This is a genomic window from Lysobacter sp. 1R34A (assembly GCF_051217035.1).
In the GTDB taxonomy this organism is placed as follows: Bacteria; Pseudomonadota; Gammaproteobacteria; order Xanthomonadales; family Xanthomonadaceae; genus Lysobacter.
The window spans coordinates 151,032-170,891 of record NZ_JBPKJP010000001.1 but is presented as its reverse complement, the minus strand read 5'-3'; the positions used below and the strand labels follow the sequence as shown (position 1 = coordinate 170,891).

2 protein-coding genes (1 of these 2 cut by a window edge) are annotated in these 19,860 nt (G+C 71.1%); both read left to right on the top strand.

Features of this window, described 5'->3' with window-relative positions:
- A protein-coding gene (locus ACSAMQ_RS00595) for a non-ribosomal peptide synthase/polyketide synthase (RefSeq protein WP_435393767.1) crosses the window boundary here: on the top strand, positions 1–3,578 show its final stretch. 24,262 nt of this gene lie to the left of the window's left edge; the window shows 3,578 of its 27,840 coding nt (coding positions 24,263–27,840); the start codon falls outside the window, past its left edge; it ends in the stop codon at positions 3,576–3,578.
- Positions 3,559–19,860 (top strand): amino acid adenylation domain-containing protein, encoded by a 16,302-nt coding sequence (locus ACSAMQ_RS00590; protein WP_435393766.1) that lies wholly within the window; start codon positions 3,559–3,561, stop codon positions 19,858–19,860. Before ACSAMQ_RS00595 ends, ACSAMQ_RS00590 begins: the two co-directional genes overlap by 20 nt.

Here is a 19,860-nt window from a genome sequence, read left to right as displayed (position 1 = left end):
GCCGCACCGCCGAGTTCGATCTCGACATCGCCCAATTCGACCTGAGCTTCGACTTCACCGAGTTGCACGACGAGCGCGGCGCGCCGGCCGGCCTGCACGGTCTGATCGAATTCGCGGTCGACCTGTTCGACCCCGACACCGCGCGACGCATCGGTGCCTATCTCGAACGCATGCTGCGGGCGGTCGCCGACGATGCCAGCTGCGCCATCGGCGAGGTCGAGCTGCTCGATGCCGACGAGCGCGAATGCGTGCTGGCCGGCTGGAACGGCGCCCGGGTCGCATCCTCCGGCCGCAGCCTGCCGCAATGGTTCGAAGCCCAAGTCCGGCACACGCCGGACGCCGTCGCGGTGGTCTGCGGCGACGACGCGCTGAGCTATGCCGCACTCAACCGCCGCGCCAACCGCATCGCCCACGGCCTGATCGCCGCCGGCATCGGCGCCGAGGACCGGATCGCCCTGGCCCTGCCGCGTTCGCTCGACACCGTCGTCGCCATGCTCGGCGTGCTCAAGGCCGGCGCGGCCTATCTGCCGATGGACACCGAACACCTCGGCCCGCGTCTGCGCGAGCTCCTCGCCGAAGCCGCGCCGCGGATGCTGCTGGCCCACAGCGCCATCGCCGACGCGCTCGCGGTCGACCTGCCGACCTGGCGACTCGACGATGGCGAAGGGCAGCGACGCCTGGTCGAGGCGCCCGAGCACGATCCGGACGATGCCGAGCGTCGCCAGCCGCTGCATCCGCTGCACCCGGCCTACGTCATCCACACCTCGGGCTCGACCGGCAAACCCAAGGGCGTGGTCGTGACCCACGCCGGCGTCGCCAACCTGTTCGAGGAGCATCGCGAGCGCCTGTTTGCCGAGGTCGTGCGTCATTCCGGCGAAGCCCGCATCCGCTTCGCCCTGACCGCGACCTTCGCCTTCGACACCTCGCTGGAAGGTCTGCTGTGGCTGTGCGCCGGCCAGGAACTGCATCTGATCGACGACGACACCCGCCGCGAAGGCGAGGCCCTGCTCGACTACATCGTCAGCCGGCGCATCGACGCGGTCGACCTGACCCCGGCGCATTTCGAGCAATTGCGCGCGATCGGCCTGCTCGACGAAGGCCGCACTCACCCGAGCACGGTCGTGCTCGGCGGCGAAACGGTCGGCGAATCGCAGTGGAAGGTGCTGCGCGAGCACCCGGTGCGCGGCTACAACTGCTACGGCCCGACCGAGTGCACGGTCGACGCCAGTTATGTCGCCATCGACGAGATCGAGGAAGGCGACCGGCCCAGCATCGGCACGGCCCTGCGCAATACCCGCTTGTACGTGCTCGATGCGCGTCTGCGGCCGGTGCCGGTCGGCGTGGCCGGCGAGCTGTATATCGGCGGCGCCGGCCTGGCCCGCGGTTATCTCGGCCGTCCCGACCTCAGCGCCGAGCGCTTCGTCGCCGATCCTTACCTCGTCGGCGAACGCATGTACCGCTCCGGCGACCTGGTGCGCTGGCATCGCGACGGCCGCCTCGAACACCTCGGCCGCGCCGATCACCAGCTCAAGATCCGCGGTTTCCGCATCGAACCGGGCGAGATCGAAACCGCACTCGCCGCGCTCGGCTATGCCGGCAACGCGGTGATCGCCCGCGAAGACCGGCCCGGCCAGCGCCAATTGGTCGCGTACGTCGTGGCGCCGCAGCTCGATGCCGCGCAACTGCGGCGCGAACTCGCCGAGCGGCTGCCCGAGTACATGTTGCCGGGGGCCTTCGTCGCCGTGCCCGCCCTGCCCTTGACCGCCAACGGCAAGCTCGACCGCAAGGCGCTGCCGGCGCCTCAGGTGCAGGTCGATGTCTCCGCCGCGCCCGGCAGCGAACTCGAACAGCGCCTGGCGGCGTTGTTCGCCGAAGTGCTGGGGCTGGCCGCGGTCGGCATCGACGATGGCTTCTTCGCCCTCGGCGGCGACAGCATCAGTTCGATCCAGTTGGTCGGCCGCGCCCGCCAGGCCGGCCTGCGCCTGAGCGCGCGCGAGGTGTTCCAGCACCAGACCGTGCGCGCACTCGCCACTGTCGCCACTGCGCTCGAACAAGCCGTTCGACTGCCGGCGGTGTCCGCGACCGGGCCGTTGCCGGCGACGCCGATCCTGCGCGACCTGTTCGAACAGCCGGGGCCGTTCAAGCAGTATCAACAGTCGATGCTGCTGCGGGTGCCTGCGCTCGACGCCGCGCCCTTGCTGCACGCGATCCAGGCCCTGCTCGATCATCACGACGCCTTGCGTCTGACCGTGTCGCCGGCGCACGAACTGGAGATCGCCGAGCGCGGCCGCGTCCGCGCCGACGACTGCGTGTTCGCGGTGTCCCTGCATGGGCTCGACACGACCGCGCGAGAGGCCGAAATCGCCGCCCAGACCCGGGCCGCACAGGAACGCCTCGACCCGCAGGCCGGGCGCCTGCTGCAGGTCGTCTGGTTCGACCATGGCGAACACTCGCGGCTGTTGCTGGTCGTGCATCACCTGGTGGTCGACGGCGTATCCTGGCGCATCCTCGTGCCCGACCTGCGCGCGGCTTACGAACAGGCCGCGACCGGCGTCGACACGATCGCGCTGGAACCGGTGCCGACCTCGTTGCGCGAATGGGCGTTGGCGCTGCCCCAGGCGGCGCAACGGCGCAGCGCGGAACTGCCGTTCTGGCGTTCGATGCTCGAACACGCGTCGCCCGACGGGTTCGCGCGTCCACTCGATCCGCGACGCGACACCCACGCCAGCCTGCGCAGTCTCAGTCTCAGCCTCGATGTCGCCACCACCCAGCGTCTGTTGATCGAGGCGCCGGAACGCATCAACGGCCGGGTCAACGACGTGCTGCTGACCGGCTTCGCCCTGGCCGCGTTCGCCTGGCGGCGCCAGCGTCGCGGCGACGACGGGCTCGACGCGAGCAGCCTGCGTTTCGACCTCGAAGGCCACGGCCGCGAGACCGCGATCGTCGACGGCCTGATCGACGATGCCGACCTGTCGCGCACCGTCGGCTGGTTCACCAGCCTGTTCCCGGTATGCCTGCAGGCCGCCGAATTCGACCCGGCCGAGGCCCTGGCCGGCGGCAAGGCCCTGGAACGCGCGCTCAAGTCGGTCAAGGAACAGCTGCGGCAAGTGCCCGACCAGGGCATCGGCTACGGCCTGTTGCGGCATCTGCATGACGAGGCCGGCAGCGAACTCGCCGCATACCCGCCGCCCAGTCTCGGCTTCAACTACCTCGGCCGCTTCGCGGTCGGCGGCGCCGACGACGGCGCGGTGTGGAACGTCGCCGACGACCCCGGCGCCTTCGGCGGCGGCAGCGACGAGGCCCAGCCCTTGCCGCATGCGATCGACCTCAACGCCCTGGTCCAGGACGGCCCCGACGGTCCGCGCCTGTGCGCGAACTGGAGCTGGGCCGGCGAACTGCTCGACGAAAGCGAGGTGCGTGCCTTTGCCGAGGCCTGGTTCGACGCGCTGCGCCGCATCGCCGACTTCGCCGCGGCCGCCGACGCCTCGGCCCTGACCCCTTCGGACGTCCCCATGGTCGCGCTCGACCAGTCCGACATCGAACTCCTGGAATCGATTTATGCGCAACTCTCAGATTGAAGACCTGCTGCCGCTGTCGCCGCTGCAGCACGGATTTCTGTTCCACGCCCTCTACGACCATGAGGTGCAGGACAGCTATGTGGTGCAGATGGTGTTCGCGCTCGACGGCGCGCTCGATGCGGTGGCGTTGCAGGCAGCGGCGCAAGCGCTGTTGCGGCGCCATGCCAGCCTGCGCGCGGCCTTCGTCCACCACAAGATCAAGGAGCCGGTGCAGGTCATCCAGCGCGAGGTCGAACTGCCCTGGCGCGCGATCGATCTCAGTGGCTTGCCTGCGGATAAGCGCGCCGATGCACTGGCGCAGACGATCGCCGACGACCGGCAACAACGCTTCGAACTGACCCGTGCACCGCTTTTGCGCTTCGTGCTGGTGCGCGAGTCCGCGACCCGGCATTACCTGTTGTTCACCAGCCACCACATCCTGCTCGACGGTTGGTCCTCGCCGATCCTGCTGCAAGAGTTATTCGCGCTGTACCGCAACGGCGCCGACGCGCAGGCGCTGCCGCGGGTCACGCCGTATCGCGACTACATGCGCTGGCTGACCTCGCGCGACGCCGCCGCGGCACGCACGGCCTGGCGCGACGCCTTCGCCGGCTTCGAGGAGCCGAGCCGGATCGCCCCGGCGACCACCGCGCCGGCGGTGCCCGACACCTTGCGCATCGACCTGCCCGACGAACTCGTGCAGGCGCTGACCCGGCTCACCCGCGGCATCGGCGTGACCCTCAACACCGTGGTGCAGGCGGCCTGGGGCCTGTTGCTCGGTCGCCTGACCCATCGCCGCGATGTCGCCTTCGGCACCACCGTGTCGGGGCGGCCGCCGGAACTGGCCGGCGTCGAGCAGATGGTCGGTTTGTTCATCAACACCTTGCCGCTGCGCCTCCAATGGCGGCCGGACGAATCGGTGCGCGACCTGCTGCTGCGTCTGCAGCGCGAGCAATCGGCGCTGCTCGATCACCAGCACCTCGGCCTGACCGAGATCCAGCGCCTGGCCGGTCACGGCGAGCTGTTCGACACCTTGGTGGTGTTCGAGAACTTCCCGGTCGGCCAAGGCGACGACGACGCGCCCGACGCGTTGCGCATCGCCCTGCACAGCCATCACGGCGGCGACACTTCGCACTACCCGGTCGGCCTGGCCTTGATTCCGGGCCGGCCGTACCAGCTCAAGCTCAGCTACCGCCCCGATCTGTTCGCGCGCGACGAGGTGCTGCGTCTGGGCCGCCGTTATCAGCGTCTGCTGGAAGCCTTCGTCGCCGAGGCCGGGCAGCCGGTCGGCCGCATCGAGCTGCTCGATGCCGCGGAATCGACACAGGTGCTGCGCGAGTGGAATGCGACCGAGCATGCGGTGCCGGCACACACCTTGGCCGAGCTATTGACCGCGCAAGCCGCGCGCACACCCGACGCCATCGCGGTGGTGTTCGAAGGCGAGAGCTTGAGCTATGCCGAACTCGACGCGCGCGCCAACCGCCTCGCCCGTCGCTTGATCGCCGACGGCATCGGCCCGGAGGATTTGGTCGGCGTGGCCCTGCCGCGTTCGCTGGAACTGGTCGTGGCGTTGTGCGCGGTGCTCAAGAGCGGCGCGGCCTATCTGCCGCTCGACACCGATTACCCGAGCGACCGCCTCGCCCACATGATCGCCGACGCCGCGCCGGCGCGGATCCTGGCGCGCGGCGACGTGGTCGAGCGCTTGCCGGCGCACGACGGGCTGTGGCGCCTCGACGAGGCCGGCTTCGTCGCCTCGCTGGAGGGTTTCGCCAGCGCCACGCCCACCGACGCCGATCGCACCCGCCCGCTGCGGCTCGACCATCCCGCCTACGTCATCTACACCTCCGGCTCGACCGGCACGCCGAAGGGCGCGGTGATCCCGCACCGCGGCATCGTCAACCGCCTGGCCTGGATGCAGCACGAGTACGCCTTGCAGGCCGACGACGCGGTGCTGCAGAAGACCCCGACCAGCTTCGACGTGTCGGTGTGGGAATTTTTCTGGCCGCTGCTGCACGGCGCCCGCCTGGTCGTCGCCCGCCCCGACGGCCACCGCGACCCGGCCTATCTCGCCGGGCTGATCCAGCGCGAGCGCGTCACCACCGTGCACTTCGTCGCCTCGATGCTCGAGATGTTCGTGCAGGAACCGGGCGCGGCGGGCTGCAGCAGCCTGCGCCGCATCGTCTGCGGCGGCGAGGCGCTGTCGGCCGATCTGCGCCGCCGCGTCGCCGAACGCATCGGCCGGCCGCTGCATCATTCCTACGGCCCGACCGAGGTTTCGATCGGCGTCACCGCCTGGCCCTGCCGGGAACTCGAAGAAGGCCCGATTCCGATCGGCGGGCCGATCTGGAATACCCGCTTGTACGTGCTCGACGATGCGCTGCGGCCGGTGCCGGCCGGCGTCACCGGCGAGCTGTACATCGCCGGCTACGGCCTGGCGCGCGGCTACCTGCGCCGCGCCGCGCTCAGCGCCGAACGCTTCGTCGCCGACCCCTTCGTGGCCGGCCAGCGCATGTACCGCTCCGGCGACCTCGCCAGCTGGCGCGAGGACGGCGTCATCGTCCACCGCGGCCGCGTCGATCATCAGGTCAAGGTGCGCGGCTTCCGCATCGAGCTCGGCGAGATCGAGGCCGAACTCGCGCGCGCGGGCTACCCGCGCAACAGCGTAATCGTGCGCGAGGACCGGCCGGGGCAGAAGCAGATCGTCGCCTACGTCGTGTCCGGCCCAGACCTGGATCGAGAGGCCTTGCGCGAACGCGTGGGCGGGCGCCTGCCCGAGTACATGATTCCCGCCGCCATCGTCGTTCTCGACACGCTGCCGCAGCTGCCGAACGGCAAGCTCGACCGCAAGGCCTTGCCGGCTCCGGACTTCGTCCCGGCCAGCCAGCGCGCCCCGCGCAATCCTCGCGAACAGACCCTGTGCGCGCTGTTCGCCGAAGTGCTGGGCCTGTCCGACGAACACGCCGCCCAACTCGGCATCGACGACAGCTTCTTCGTCCTCGGCGGCCACTCGCTGCTGGCGATCCGCCTGATCAGCCGGATCCGCGCCGAACTCGACGTCGAGCTGTCGATCCGCGTCCTGTTCGAAACCCCGACCGTCGCCGGCCTGGCGGCCGCGCTCGATCCGAATCAAGACCGGCGCCTGGCGCTGCGGCCGATGCCGCGCCCGGAGGCCTTGCCGCTGTCGTTCGCGCAACGCAGGCTGTGGTTCCTACACCAGTTCGAAGGCCCCAGTGCGACCTACAACATGCCGCTGGCCTTGCGCCTGGACGGCGAGTTGAACGTCGATGCGCTGCGCGCCGCGCTCGCCGACCTGTGCGAGCGCCACGAAAGCCTGCGCACGGTATTTCCGGCCGGCGATGTGCCGTGCCAGCGAGTGCTCGAACACGCGGCGCCGGCCCTGGATCTCGTCGACAGCGACGAATCCGGTCTCGCCGCCGCTTTGTCGCAGGCCGCCTCCTACGCTTTCGACCTGCGCCGCGAGATTCCGCTGCGCGCCACCCTGGTCCGGCTCGGTCCGCAGCGGCACGCCCTGCTGCTGTTGCTGCACCACATCGCCGGCGACGGCGCCTCGCTGGCGCCGCTGGCGCGCGACCTGGCCGAGGCCTATGCCGCGCGGCTGGCCGGCCAGGCCCCGATCCGCGCACCGCTGCCGGTGCAGTACGCCGACTACACCCTGTGGCAGCAACAGTTGCTCGGCGACGAATCCGACCCCGCCAGCCTGATCGCGGCGCAGATCGCCTACTGGCGCGACGCGCTGGCCGGCTTGCCCGAGCAGATCGAACTGCCGAGCGACCGGCCGCGACCGCCACGCGCGAGTTATCGCGGCGGCCAATGCGGCTTCGCCCTCGATGCAGACACCCATGCGCGGCTACGCGCGGTCGCGCGCCGCCATCGCGCGACCTTGTTCATGGTCCTGCAGGCCGCGCTCGCCGCGACCCTGACCCGCCTGGGCGCCGGCACCGACCTGGCCATCGGCACGCCGGTCGCCGGCCGCCAGGACACCGCCCTGCACGAGCTCGTCGGCTTGTTCCTCAATACCCTGGTGTTGCGCACCGACACGAGTGGCAATCCGCGCTTCGGCGAATTGCTGGCGCGGGTGCGCGCGACCGATCTGGCCGCATTCGAGCACCAGGACCTGCCGTTCGAGCAACTGGTCGATACGCTCAAACCCGAGCGTTCCTCGAGCCATCATCCGCTGTTCCAGGTGCTGCTGGTGCTGCAGAACACCGAGCAGGCCGAGCTGCAGTTGCCCGGCCTGCGCGCACACGCGGCCGAGTTCGCCCTGGACGTGGCTAAGTTCGACCTCAGCGTCGCGTTCTGCGAACGCTACCACCCCACCGGGCAGGCCGGCGGCCTCGACGGCGCCCTCGAATACGCCAGCGACTTGTTCGATGCCGCCACCGCCGAAGCGATCGGACGGCGCCTGCAACGCATGCTGGTCGCCATCGCCGAGGACGACAGCCTGCCGATCGGCTCCGTTGAGTTGCTCGACGAGACCGAGCGCCAGCACCTGCTGCGCGCCTGCAACGATACGGCCCACCCGGTCGAGCTGGAGTCGGTCGCCACCGCGTTCGAACGCCAGGTCGCCGCGAGTCCGCACGCGATCGCGGTGGCCGGCGACGGCGTCGAGTGGAGCTATGCCGAGCTCGACCGCCGCGCCGAAGCGTTGGCCCACGAGCTGCGGCGCCACGGCGCCGGCGCCGAACGCGGCGTGGCCCTGTTGCTGCGGCGTTCGCCCGAGCTGATCGTGGCCGTGCTCGCGGTGCTCAAGACCGGCGCCTACTACCTGCCGCTGCACGAGCAGCATCCCGACGAGCGCCTGTCCCGGTTGCTGGCGGAAACCGAAGCCACGGTGTTGATCGCCGATGCCGGCATCGATGCACGCGACTTGAGCCATCCGAACTTGCTGCGCCTGGACCGCTTCGATTTCGACGCCCCCGCCGAAGCGCGCGCGCGCAGGCCGGCGATCCATTCCGAGCAGCTCGCCTACGTGATGTACACCTCCGGCTCGACCGGGGTACCCAAAGGCGTGGCCGTGCGCCAGCGCGACGTAGTCGAGTTCGCCCGCGACCGCCGCTTCGCCAGCGGCCACGAGACCGTCCTGCTGCATTCGACCCACGCCTTCGACGCCTCGACCTACGAGCTGTGGGTGCCGTTGTTGAACGGCGGCCGCATCGCGGTCGCGCCGGCCGAGGCCGGCGACGGCCGCGACTTCCAGCGTCTGATCGAGCGCTACGACGTGCGCAGCCTGTGGCTGACCGCCGGATTGTTCCACGAGTTCGCCGAATCCACGCCCGAGCTGTTCGCCGGCTTGCGCCAAGTGCTGGCCGGCGGCGACGTGCTCTCGACCGATGCGATCCGCCGCCTGCAGGCGCGGCATCCGCAGTTGCGCATCGTCAACGGCTACGGCCCGACCGAAACCACCACCTTCGCCCTGACCTGCGCCGTGCCGACTCTGCCGCCGGACGCGCGCTCGGTGCCGATCGGCGCGCCGCTCGACAATATGCAGGTCTACGTGCTCGACGAGGCGCTGCAACCGGTGCCGGCCGGCGTGCCCGGCGAGCTGTACATCGCCGGCGCCGGCCTGGCCCGCGGCTATCTGCGCCGCCCGGCGCTCAGCGCCGAACGCTTCGTCGCCAATCCGTTCGAGATCGGTCAGCGCATGTACCGCTCCGGCGATCGGGTGCGCTGGCGCGGCGACGGCCAGATCGATTACCTCGGCCGCGCCGACCAGCAGGTCAAGCTGCGCGGTTTCCGCATCGAACTCGGGGAGATCGAGGCCGCGCTCGCGCAAGCCGGTTACGCACGCAACGCAGTAATCGTGCGCGAAGACCGGCCCGGCCAGAAACAGCTGGTCGCCTACCTGGTCGGCGACGCCATCGACACCGACTCGCTGCGCACCGCGCTCGCCGAGCGCCTGCCCGAGTACATGCGGCCGGCCGCCTTCGTCGCATTGGCCGCGCTGCCGTTGACCGCGAACGGCAAGCTCGACCGCAAGGCCCTGCCGGCGCCCGACTTCGCCCCAAGCCGCCTGCGAGCACCGCGCAACGCCACCGAGACCGCGCTGTGCGCCTTGTTCGCGCAGGTGCTGGGGTTGGAGCGGGTCGGCATCGACGACGGCTTCTTCGCCCTCGGCGGCGACAGCATCGGCTCGATCCAGTTGGTCGCCCGCGCCCGCCGCGCCGGCCTGCGCTTCAGCGCCCGCGACGTGTTCCAGCATTCCTCGGTGCAGGCCCTGGCCCAGGTCGCGACGACGGTCGTCGAGGCCGACACGGTCGAGGTCGAAGCACCGGTCGGCGCCTTGCCGGCGACGCCGATCATGCGCTGGTTGCTCGAACGCCCGGGGCCGCTCGACCGCTTCAGCCAGTCGATGCTGCTGCGGGTGCCGGCGCTGCGCCTGCAGCCGCTGCAAGCGGCCCTGCAGGACCTGATCGATCATCACCACGCCCTGCGCCTGCGTTTGAACCGGGACGACAGTCTGGAGATCCTGCCGCTCGGCCGCATCGACGCCGCCGACTGTCTGCATCGCGTCGATCTCGCCGGCCTGGACGGCGACGCACGCGATGCCGCGATGCAGGCCGCGGCCGACGCCGCGCAGCACCGGCTCTGCCCGCGCGAGGGGCGCCTGCTGCAGGCGGTCTGGTTCGACCACGGCGACGACTCCCGCCTGTGGCTGGCGATCCACCATCTCGCGGTCGACGGCGTGTCCTGGCGCATCCTCGTGCCCGACCTGCAGGCCGCCTGGGAAGCACGCGCGGCAGGCCATGTCCCCGCCCTGGAACCGGTGCCGACCTCGCTGCGCCACTGGGCGCTGGCGCTGCCGAAGCTCGCCGCGGCGCGCCGGCACGAGTTGCCGTTCTGGCGCTCGATGCAGGACGGCCGTGATCCGCGTCTGAGTGCCCGTGCGCTCGATCCGCAACGCGACACCAGCGCGAGCCAGCGCGGCCTGTGGCTGCGTCTGGAAGCCGATACCACCCGGGTGCTGCTGACCCGCGCCAGCGAACGCATCCACGGCCGCATCAACGACGTGCTGCTGACCGCGTTCGCACTGGCGCTGGCCGACTGGCGCCAGCGCCGCGGCCTCGACGATGCCGACACGGTCCGCTTCGACCTCGAAGGCCACGGCCGCGAGGCCATCCTGGACGGCGCCGACCTGTCGCGCACGGTCGGCTGGTTCACCAGCCTGTTCCCGCTGCAACTGCGCTTGCCGCGCGGCGAACGCGAGGCCGCGCTGCGCGGCGGCGCGCCGCTGGAGCGCGCGCTCAAATCGGTCAAGGAACAACTGCGCCGCCTGCCCGACCACGGCGTCGGCTACGGCCTGCTGCGCTATCTCAGCGAGGACGGCCGCGAAGCCCTGCAGGCACTGCCCCCGTCGCAGGTCGGCTTCAATTATCTCGGCCGGTTCAGCGTCGCCGGCAACGGCGCGCAGGAGCCGCACTGGGCTCTGGCCGACGAGGCCGCGCTCGGCGGCGACGGCGACGAAGCGCGCCCGCTCGCCCATGCGCTCGACCTCAACGCCAGCACCGAGGACGGCGTCGAAGGGCCGGTGCTCTGCGCCGGCTGGAGCTGGGCCGGCGAGTTGTTCGAAGAGGAGGCGATACGCGACCTCGCCGACACCTGGTTCGCGGTGCTGCGCCGCATCGCCGAGACCGTCGCCGACACCGAGCGGCATCTGCTGACCCCGTCGGACTTGCCGCTGATCGCGCTCGACCAGACCCAAATCGAGGCCATCGAAGCCGTGCAACCGCCGCTGCTCGACCTGCTGCCGCTGTCGCCGCTGCAACACGGCTTCCTGTTCCACGCCGTCTACGACCAAGACGCGGACACGCCCGCGGCCGCGGCGAGCGACAGCTACGTCGTGCAGATGGCCTTCACCCTCGACGGCGCGCTCGACCCCGCCGCGCTGCACCGTGCCGCGCAGGCGCTGTTGCAGCGCCATCCGAACCTGCGTGCGGCCTTCGTCCATCACGACCTGCCGGCGCCGGTGCAAGCGATACCGCGCGATGCGGTGCTGCCATGGCGCGCAGTCACTCTCGAAGGCAGCGCCGAAGCGCGCCATGCCGCGCTCGACGCGCTGCTGCGCGAAGACCGCGCGCAGGGTTTCGATCTCGCCCGCGGCCCCTTGCTGCGCTTCACCCTGGTGCGCGAACACGAGCATCTGCATCGCCTGGTGCTGACCAATCATCACATCGTCTTCGACGGCTGGTCGCTGCCGATCCTGCTCGAAGAACTGTTCGCCCTGTATGCCAACGGCGGCGACATCGACGCGCTGCCGCGGGTCGCGCCGTATCGCGATTACCTGGCCTGGCTGGCGGGCCGCGACCGCGGCGCCGCGCAACGGGCTTGGCGCGACTATCTCGACGGCGTCGACGAAGCCACCCGGGTCGCCGGCGGCGCCCGCGTCGAAGCCCGCACCGAGGTGCTGACGCAGAGCCTGCCCGAAACATTGAGCCGCCAGCTCGACCTCCAGGCGCGTCGTCTCGGCCTGACCCTCAACACCCTCAGCCAGACCGCCTGGGCCGTGCTGTTGAGCCGCATCACCGGCCGCGACGACGTGGTGTTCGGCACCACCGTGTCCGGGCGCCCGCCGGAACTCGCCGGCATCGAACGCATGGTCGGTTTGTTCATCAACACCGTGCCGGTGCGGGTGCGCCTGCAGCCGCAGCAGAGCCTGGAAAGCCTGTTGCGCGCGGTGCAGGCCGAGCAAGCGGCCTTGCTCGAACATCAGCACCTCAGCCTGCCGGAGCTGCAGAAGCTGGCCGGGGTCGGCGAGCTGTTCGACACCCTGACCGTGTTCGAGAACTACCCAATCGACGAGACCGCATTCGGCGAGGACGGCGCCAGCCTGCCCGGCGCCGGCCTGCGCATCGGCCGGCACAGCCAGCACGGCGGCGACGCCTCGCATTACCCGCTCGGCCTGGCGGTGATGCCGGGCGAGACCCTGCGCCTGAGCCTGAGCTATCGCGACGACGCCTTCGACGCGGCCCAGGCGGCGCGGCTGCTCGGCGCCTATCGCTGCATCCTCGATGCGATCGCGCAGGCCCCCGAGCGCTGCCTCGGGCGCGTCGGATTGCTCGACGACGAGGCGCGCGAACGCGTGCTCGGCTTCAATGCCACCGCAGCCGAAACCACCGGCTTCGCCGGGCTGCATCAGTTGTTCGAAGCCCAGGCCGCGCGCACGCCGAGCGCGCCGGCGCTGATCGGCGACGATGGAGAACTCGACTACCTCGCCGTGGAACGACGCGCCAATCGCCTGGCCCATGTGCTGATGGCGCGCGGCATCGGCGCGGAGGATCGCGTCGCGGTGGCCCTGCCGCGTTCGCCCGAGGCGATCGTCGCCTTGCTCGCCGTGCTCAAGGCCGGAGCGGTCTATCTGCCGTTGGACCCGCAGCATCCGCCGGACCGCATCGGCCATATCCTCAACGATGCGCGGCCGGCGCTGCTGCTCGCCGACCAAGCCTTCGCCTCGCGCCTGCCGGCGCTCGGCCAGGCGATGCCGCTGCTCACGATCGACGCACCGGCGACGCGCGAGCTGATGCAGTTGGCCAGCGAACGCGCCCCGCGCGACGGCGACCGCCGCTGCGCCCTGCGCGATCACCACGGCGCCTACCTGATCTACACCTCCGGCTCGACCGGCCAGCCCAAGGGCGTGATGGTCGAGCATCGCCAGGCGCTCAATTCGATCCGCGCCCGCAGCGCACGCTATGCGCCGCACCGCAGCGCGGTGTTGCTGCCCTCGCTGGCCTTCGATGCCTCCCTCGCCGCGATCTTCGGCAGCCTCGCCATCGGCGCGAGTCTGGCGCTGCCGGCGGCCGGCCTCGAACACGAGCCGCAGGCCTTGGCCGCCCTGGTCCGGCAACACGACATCGAACAGTGGATCAGCGGCCCGAGCCTGTACGCGGCGGCGCTGGAGCATGCCGACACCCTGGCCTCGCTGCGCAGTGTGGTGCTCGGCGGAGAAGCGATTCCGCCGAGCCTGCGCCAGCGTCATGGCGAACACGCCCCGCTGGCGCGGCTGCATAACGAATACGGCCCGACCGAAGCGGCGATCTGGTGCGCCTCGGCCGACGTCACCGAGGCCGAGGGCAAGGCCCTGGCCTGCATCGGCGGGCCGATCGCCAATACCCGCTTCTACGTACTCGACGCGGCGCTGCAACCGGTCCCGGCCGGAATCGCCGGCGAGCTCTACATCGCCGGCGCCGGCATCGCCCGCGGCTACCTCGGCCGCGCCGGCCTCAGCGCCGAACGCTTCGTCGCCAACCCCTTCGAGCGCGGCACGCGCATGTACCGCTCCGGCGACCGGGTGCGCTGGCAGGAAGACGGCCGCCTGGCCTACCTGGGCCGCGCCGACCAGCAGGTCAAGATCCGCGGCTACCGCATCGAACTGGGCGAGATCGAGACTGCGCTGGCCCTGGCCGGGCATCCGCGCAACGCGGTGATCCTGCGCGAGGATCGTCCCGGGCAGAAACAGCTCGTCGCTTATCTGGCCGGCGAACGCATCGACGAGGCCGCCTTGCGCGAGTCCCTCGCCGAGCGCTTGCCCGACTACATGCTGCCGGCGGCGTTCGTGGTACTCGATCGGTTGCCGCTGACCCCGAACGGCAAGCTCGACCGCAGGGCGCTGCCCGCGCCGGACTACGCGACCGGCGCGCGCGAGCCGCGCAACGCCATGGAAACCCTGCTGTGCGAGTTGTACGCGCAGGTGCTCGGCCTGCCGCGGGTCGGCATCGACGACAGCTTCTTCGCACTCGGCGGCGACAGCATCGGTTCGATCCAACTGGTCAGCCGGGCGCGTCGCGCCGGCCTGCGCTTCAGCGCCCGCGACGTGTTCCAGCAGCAATCTGTGCAGGCCCTCGCCCGCGTCGCCGCGAGCATCGGGGGGCCGGACGCGGCGCCGGCGGAAGCGCCGGTCGGGGTGTTGCCGGCGACCCCGATCATGCGCTGGCTGTTGCAGCAGGACGGGCCGTTCGAACACTTCGCCCAATCGATGCTGCTGCAGGTGCCGCGCCTGCAGCGCGAGCCGCTGATCGCCGCGCTGCAGGACCTGATCGACCATCACGACGCGCTGCGGCTGCGCCTGAAACCCGGCGACGTCATCGAAATCGCCGTCGCCGGCAGCGTCGCCGCGGTCAGTTGCCTCAACCACGTCGAGCTGCACGGCCTCGATGCGCAGACCCGTGCCTGGACGATCAACCAGCACGCCCAGGCCGCGCAGCAGCGTCTGTCGCCGCGCGAAGGCCAGATGCTGCAGGCGGTATGGTTCGACGACGGCGACGCCTCGCTGCTGTTCCTGGCCCTGCATCACCTGGTCATCGACGGCGTGTCCTGGCGGATCCTGATCCCGGACCTGCAAGCGGCCTGGCAAGCGCGCAGCGCCGGCCGCGCCGCCGAGCTGGAAGCGGTGCCGACCTCGCTGCGCCACTGGGCGCTGGCCCTGCCGAAAGCGGCCGCCCAACGCAGCGACGAGCTGCCGTTCTGGCGTTCGATGCTGGAAGGCCAGGACCCGCCGCTGACCAGCCGCGCGCCCGATCCGCAGCCCGACAGCGCGACCGGCCGCGGCAGCCTCGGCCTGCGCCTGGAACCCGAAGTCACCCGAGTCCTGCTGACCCGCGCCACCGAACGCATCAACGGCCGCATCAACGACGTGCTGCTGTGCGCGTTCGCCCTCGCCGTGGCCGACTGGCGGCAACGCTACCTCGGCGTCGACCTCGATACGGTGCGCTTCGAGCTCGAAGGCCACGGCCGCGAGGCGATCGTCGAGGGCGCCGATCTCTCGCGCACGGTCGGTTGGTTCACCAGCCAGTTTCCGCTGCAGCTGTCCTTGGCCGAGCTCGATCGCGGCGCGGCGACGGCCGGCGGGAGCGAACTCGAACGCGCGCTCAAGTCGGTCAAGGAGCAACTGCGCCGACTGCCCGACCAGGGCATCGGCTACGGCCTGCTGCGCTATCTCGACCCGGCCGCGGGCGAGGCCTTGGCGGGCTTGCCGGCGCCGCAGATCGGCTTCAACTACCTGGGCCGTTTCGCCGTCGCCGGCGGTTGCGGGCAACAGCATTGGGCGCCGGCCGCCGACGTGCTGCTCGACGGCTCCGGCGAAGAAGCGCACGCCTTCGCCCATGCGCTGGACCTGAACGCCACCACCGAGGACGGCCCGCAAGGCCCGGTGCTGTGCGCCGGCTGGAGTTGGGACGGAGCGCGCTTCGACGAGACCGCGGTGCGCGACCTCGCAGAGACCTGGTTCGCGGTGCTGCGCCGCATCGCCGCCACCGTCGCGGCCGGCGAGCATCGCCTGCTGACCCCGGCCGACCTGCCCTTGGTCGCGCTCGACCAGCGCCAGATCGAAACCATCGAAGCGACCCAGCCGCGCCTGCTCGACGTGCTGCCGCTGTCGCCGCTGCAACACGGCTTCCTGTTCCACACCCTGTACGACGAGCAGGCGCAGGACCGCTACATCGTGCAGATGGCCTTCACCGTGAGCGGGCCGCTCGATGCCTCGCGCCTGCGCCGGGCCGCCCGGGCCTTGCTCGAACGCCATCCGAACCTGCGCGCCGCCTTCCTCCACCAGGGCCTGAGCGAACCGGTGCAGGCGATCCCCTGCGAGGTCGAACTGCCCTGGCAGGAACACGCGCTCCACGGCGGCGATGCGGCGAGCCGCGAGGCCGCCCTCGAGGCCCTGCTGCTCGACGACCAACGTCGCCGCTTCGAACTCGACCGCGGCCCGCTGCTGCGCTTCACCCTGGTACGGGATGGCGACGGCCATGCCATGCGCCACCACCTGCTGTTCACCAGCCACCACATCCTGCTCGACGGCTGGTCTTCGCCGATGCTGTTGCAGGAGTTGTTCGCGCTGTATCGCAACGACGGCGGCGGCACGGCGCTGCCGCCGGTCCCGCCGTATCGCGATTACCTGAGCTGGCTGTCGAGTCGCGACCGCGAGCGTTCGGCCGCGGCCTGGCGCGAGGCCCTGGCCGGTCTCGCCGAGCCGACCCGCCTGGTCGCGGCTTCGACCGCCGCGACGGTGCCGTCGGCGCTGTCGATGAGCCTCCCGGCGGCGCTCGGCGATGCGCTCGCGCTGCAGGCGCGGCGCCATCGGCTGACCCTCAACACCCTGGTCCAGGCGGCCTGGGCGATCGTGCTGGGGCATTTGACCCGCCGCGACGACGTGGTGTTCGGCGTCACCGTGTCGGGGCGCCCGCCGGACGTCGCCGGCATCGAACGCATGATCGGCTTGTTCATCAACACCGTGCCGCTGCGCCTGCAACTGCGACCGCAGGAAAGCCTGCTCGGCCTGTCGCAGCGCCTGCAACTGCAGCAGTCGGCCCTGCTCGAACACCAGCACGTCAGTCTGGCCGAGATCCAGCGCATCGGCGGGCTCGGCGAGTTGTTCGACAGCCTGCTGGTATTCGAGAATTTCCCGGTCGCCCCCTCCGCGGTCGGTCGCGGCGACGACGACAGCATCGAGATCGCCCTGCGCGGCAATCACGGCGCCGCGGCGACGCATTACCCGCTGGGCCTGTCGGTGACGCCGCCCGCACCGGGGCAGCCGCTGCACCTCGACCTGAGCTATCGCCCGGACCTGCTCGACGTCGCGCATGCACGCGCCATCGCCGGACGCTTCGCGCGCGTGCTCGAAGCGATCGCGCGGGCACCGGGCACCCGCGTCGCCGCGCTCGACTTGCTCGACGACGACGAACGCGAGCAGGCGCAGCGACGCAACTACACCGCGCGTGCGATACCGGCCGAAACCGCGATCGCCCTGTTCGAAGCCCAGGTCGCGCGCACCCCGGAAGCGGTCGCGTTGATGTTCGGCGAGCAGACCGTCGGCTATGCCGAACTCGACCGCCGCGCCGACCGTCTCGCCCGCCGCCTGCAGGCCGCAGGCATCGGCCCCGACAGCATCGTCGGCCTGTGCGTGGAGCGCTCGCCGGAGGCGGTGGTCGGCCTGCTCGGCATCCTCAAGGCCGGCGGCGCCTACCTCGCGCTCGATCCGGATTACCCGCCGCAACGCCTGGCCTACATGCTCGACGACGCCCGCCCGGCGGCGGTGGTCACTCAAGCGCCGCTGCGCTCGCGCCTGCCGCACTCCCCGGCGCGGCTGGTCATCATCGACGACGAAGACAGTGCGCCCGATGCGCCGGTACGCGGCACGCCGCATCCCGAGCACCTCGCGTACCTGCTCTACACCTCCGGTTCGACCGGACGGCCGAAGGCGGTGATGGGCACGCATCGCAACGTCGCCTCGCGCCTGCATTGGGACGTCGAACTCGACGGCGAGGTCGAGGAGATCTACGCGCAGAAGACCACGGTCAACTTCATCGACGTGCTGTGGGAACTGTTCATGCCGCTGATCCGCGGCCAGCGCGTGCTGATCCTGGCGCGCGAACAGGCCACCGACACCGAGCGCCTGATCGAGGCGCTGGCCGAGGCCGGCGCGACCCGCATCGTGCTGGTGCCGTCGCTGCTGCGGGCCATGCTCGATACCGGCATCGACCTCGCCGCGCGCCTGCCGAAGCTGTGCTACTGGTCGTGCAGCGGCGAAGCGCTGAGCTTCGAGTTGGCCAACCGGTTCAAGGCAGCCATGCCGCAGGCGCGCCTGCTCAACATCTACGGCACCTCCGAGTTCTGGGACGCGACCTGCTTCGAAGCCCGCGCCGACGACCGCGGCGAGCACGGCGTGCCGCTGGGGCGCCTGATCGACAATATGCGCGCCTACGTGCTCGATCCCTTCCTTCGGCCGGTTCCGGTCGGTGCGCCTGGCGAACTCTACGTAGCCGGCCTCGGCCTCAGCCGCGGCTATCTGCGCCAGGCCGGGCTCAGCGCCGAACGCTTCGTCGCCAACCCGTTCGAGCCGGGCGCGCGCATGTACCGCTCCGGCGACGTGGTGCGCTGGCGCGGGGATGGCGTACTGGAGTACCTGGGCCGCGCCGACCATCAACTCAAGATCCGCGGCTTCCGGATCGAGGCCGGTGAGATCGAGGCCCTGCTCGCAGCCGACGAGGCCGTCGCCCAGGCCACGGTCGGCGTGCGCGAGGATCGCCCCGGGCAGCGCCAACTGGTCGCTTATCTGGTGCCGGCCGCGGGCCGCAACCCGGACACGCAAGCGCTGCGCGACACCCTGGCCGCGCAGTTGCCGGGCCACATGCTGCCGTCGGCCTGGGTCGTGCTGGATCGCCTGCCGCTGCTGCCGAACGGAAAGATCGACCGCAGGGCTCTGCCCGCCGCGGAAAAGATCGACCGCAGGGCTCTGCCCGCCGCGGACGCGCCGGCACGCCGCGCCGCCGGCACGCCGCAGCAGCAGGCCTTGTGCGCGCTGTTCGCCGAAGTGCTGGAACTCGACGAGGTCGGCATCGACGACGACTTCTTCGAACTCGGCGGCCACTCGCTGCTAGCGCCGCGCCTGATCGGCCGGATCCGCAGCACGCTCGGCGCCGAGCTCTCGACCCGCATGCTGTTCGAGACGCCGACCGTCGCCGCCCTGGCGCAGCGCCTGGCCGAACCCTTGCAAGCGCTGTCGTCGCTGCAGCCGCTGTTGCCGATCCGGCCCCAGGGGTCGTTGCCGCCCCTGTTCTGCCTGCCCCCGGCCGGCGGCCTGGGCTGGTGGTACAGCGGTCTGGCGCGGCATATCGACCCGCAGCGGCCGATCTATGCCTTGCAGGGCCGTGCGCTCCTCGATGGATCGAGCGTGCCGCAGCGGCTGGAAGAGGCCGCCGAGGACTGCCTTGCGCAGATTCGTGCGGTGCAGCCGCAGGGACCGTATCACTTGCTCGGGTGGTCCTACGGCGGCGTACTGGCGTTCGAGATCGCGCAGCGCCTGCAAGAGGCCGGCGAACCGGTGGCGCTGTTGGCCTTGCTCGACAGCTACCTGCTCAGCGCCTTGCCGCAGTTCGACCCGGCCGCGAACGACAAGCCGCGCGAGCGCATCCTGCAGGAGTTCCTCGAACACAGCGGTTGCGACCTCGCCGGCTACGACGCGGCCACCCCCGACTATGCCCGCGCCGCGCAACTGCTCGACGGCAGCATCTATTCGGGCTTCGATGCCGGCCAGCTCGAGCGTTTCATCGCCGCGACCGCCAACGACGTGGCCCTGCTCGGCCGCTACGCGCCGCGCCGGCGACTGCAGGGCGAGCTGGTCTATTTCAACGCCTCCGCGGGCAAGGACGACGGCGCCCCCGGTGCGGCCGAGTTTCGCGCCCGGGTCGACGGCCGCGTCCATGTCCACGACATCGATTGTCGCCACGACGAGATGGCGCATCCGCAGCACCTGGCCCGGATCGGCCGGGTGCTCGCGCAGCGCTACCGGATCTGA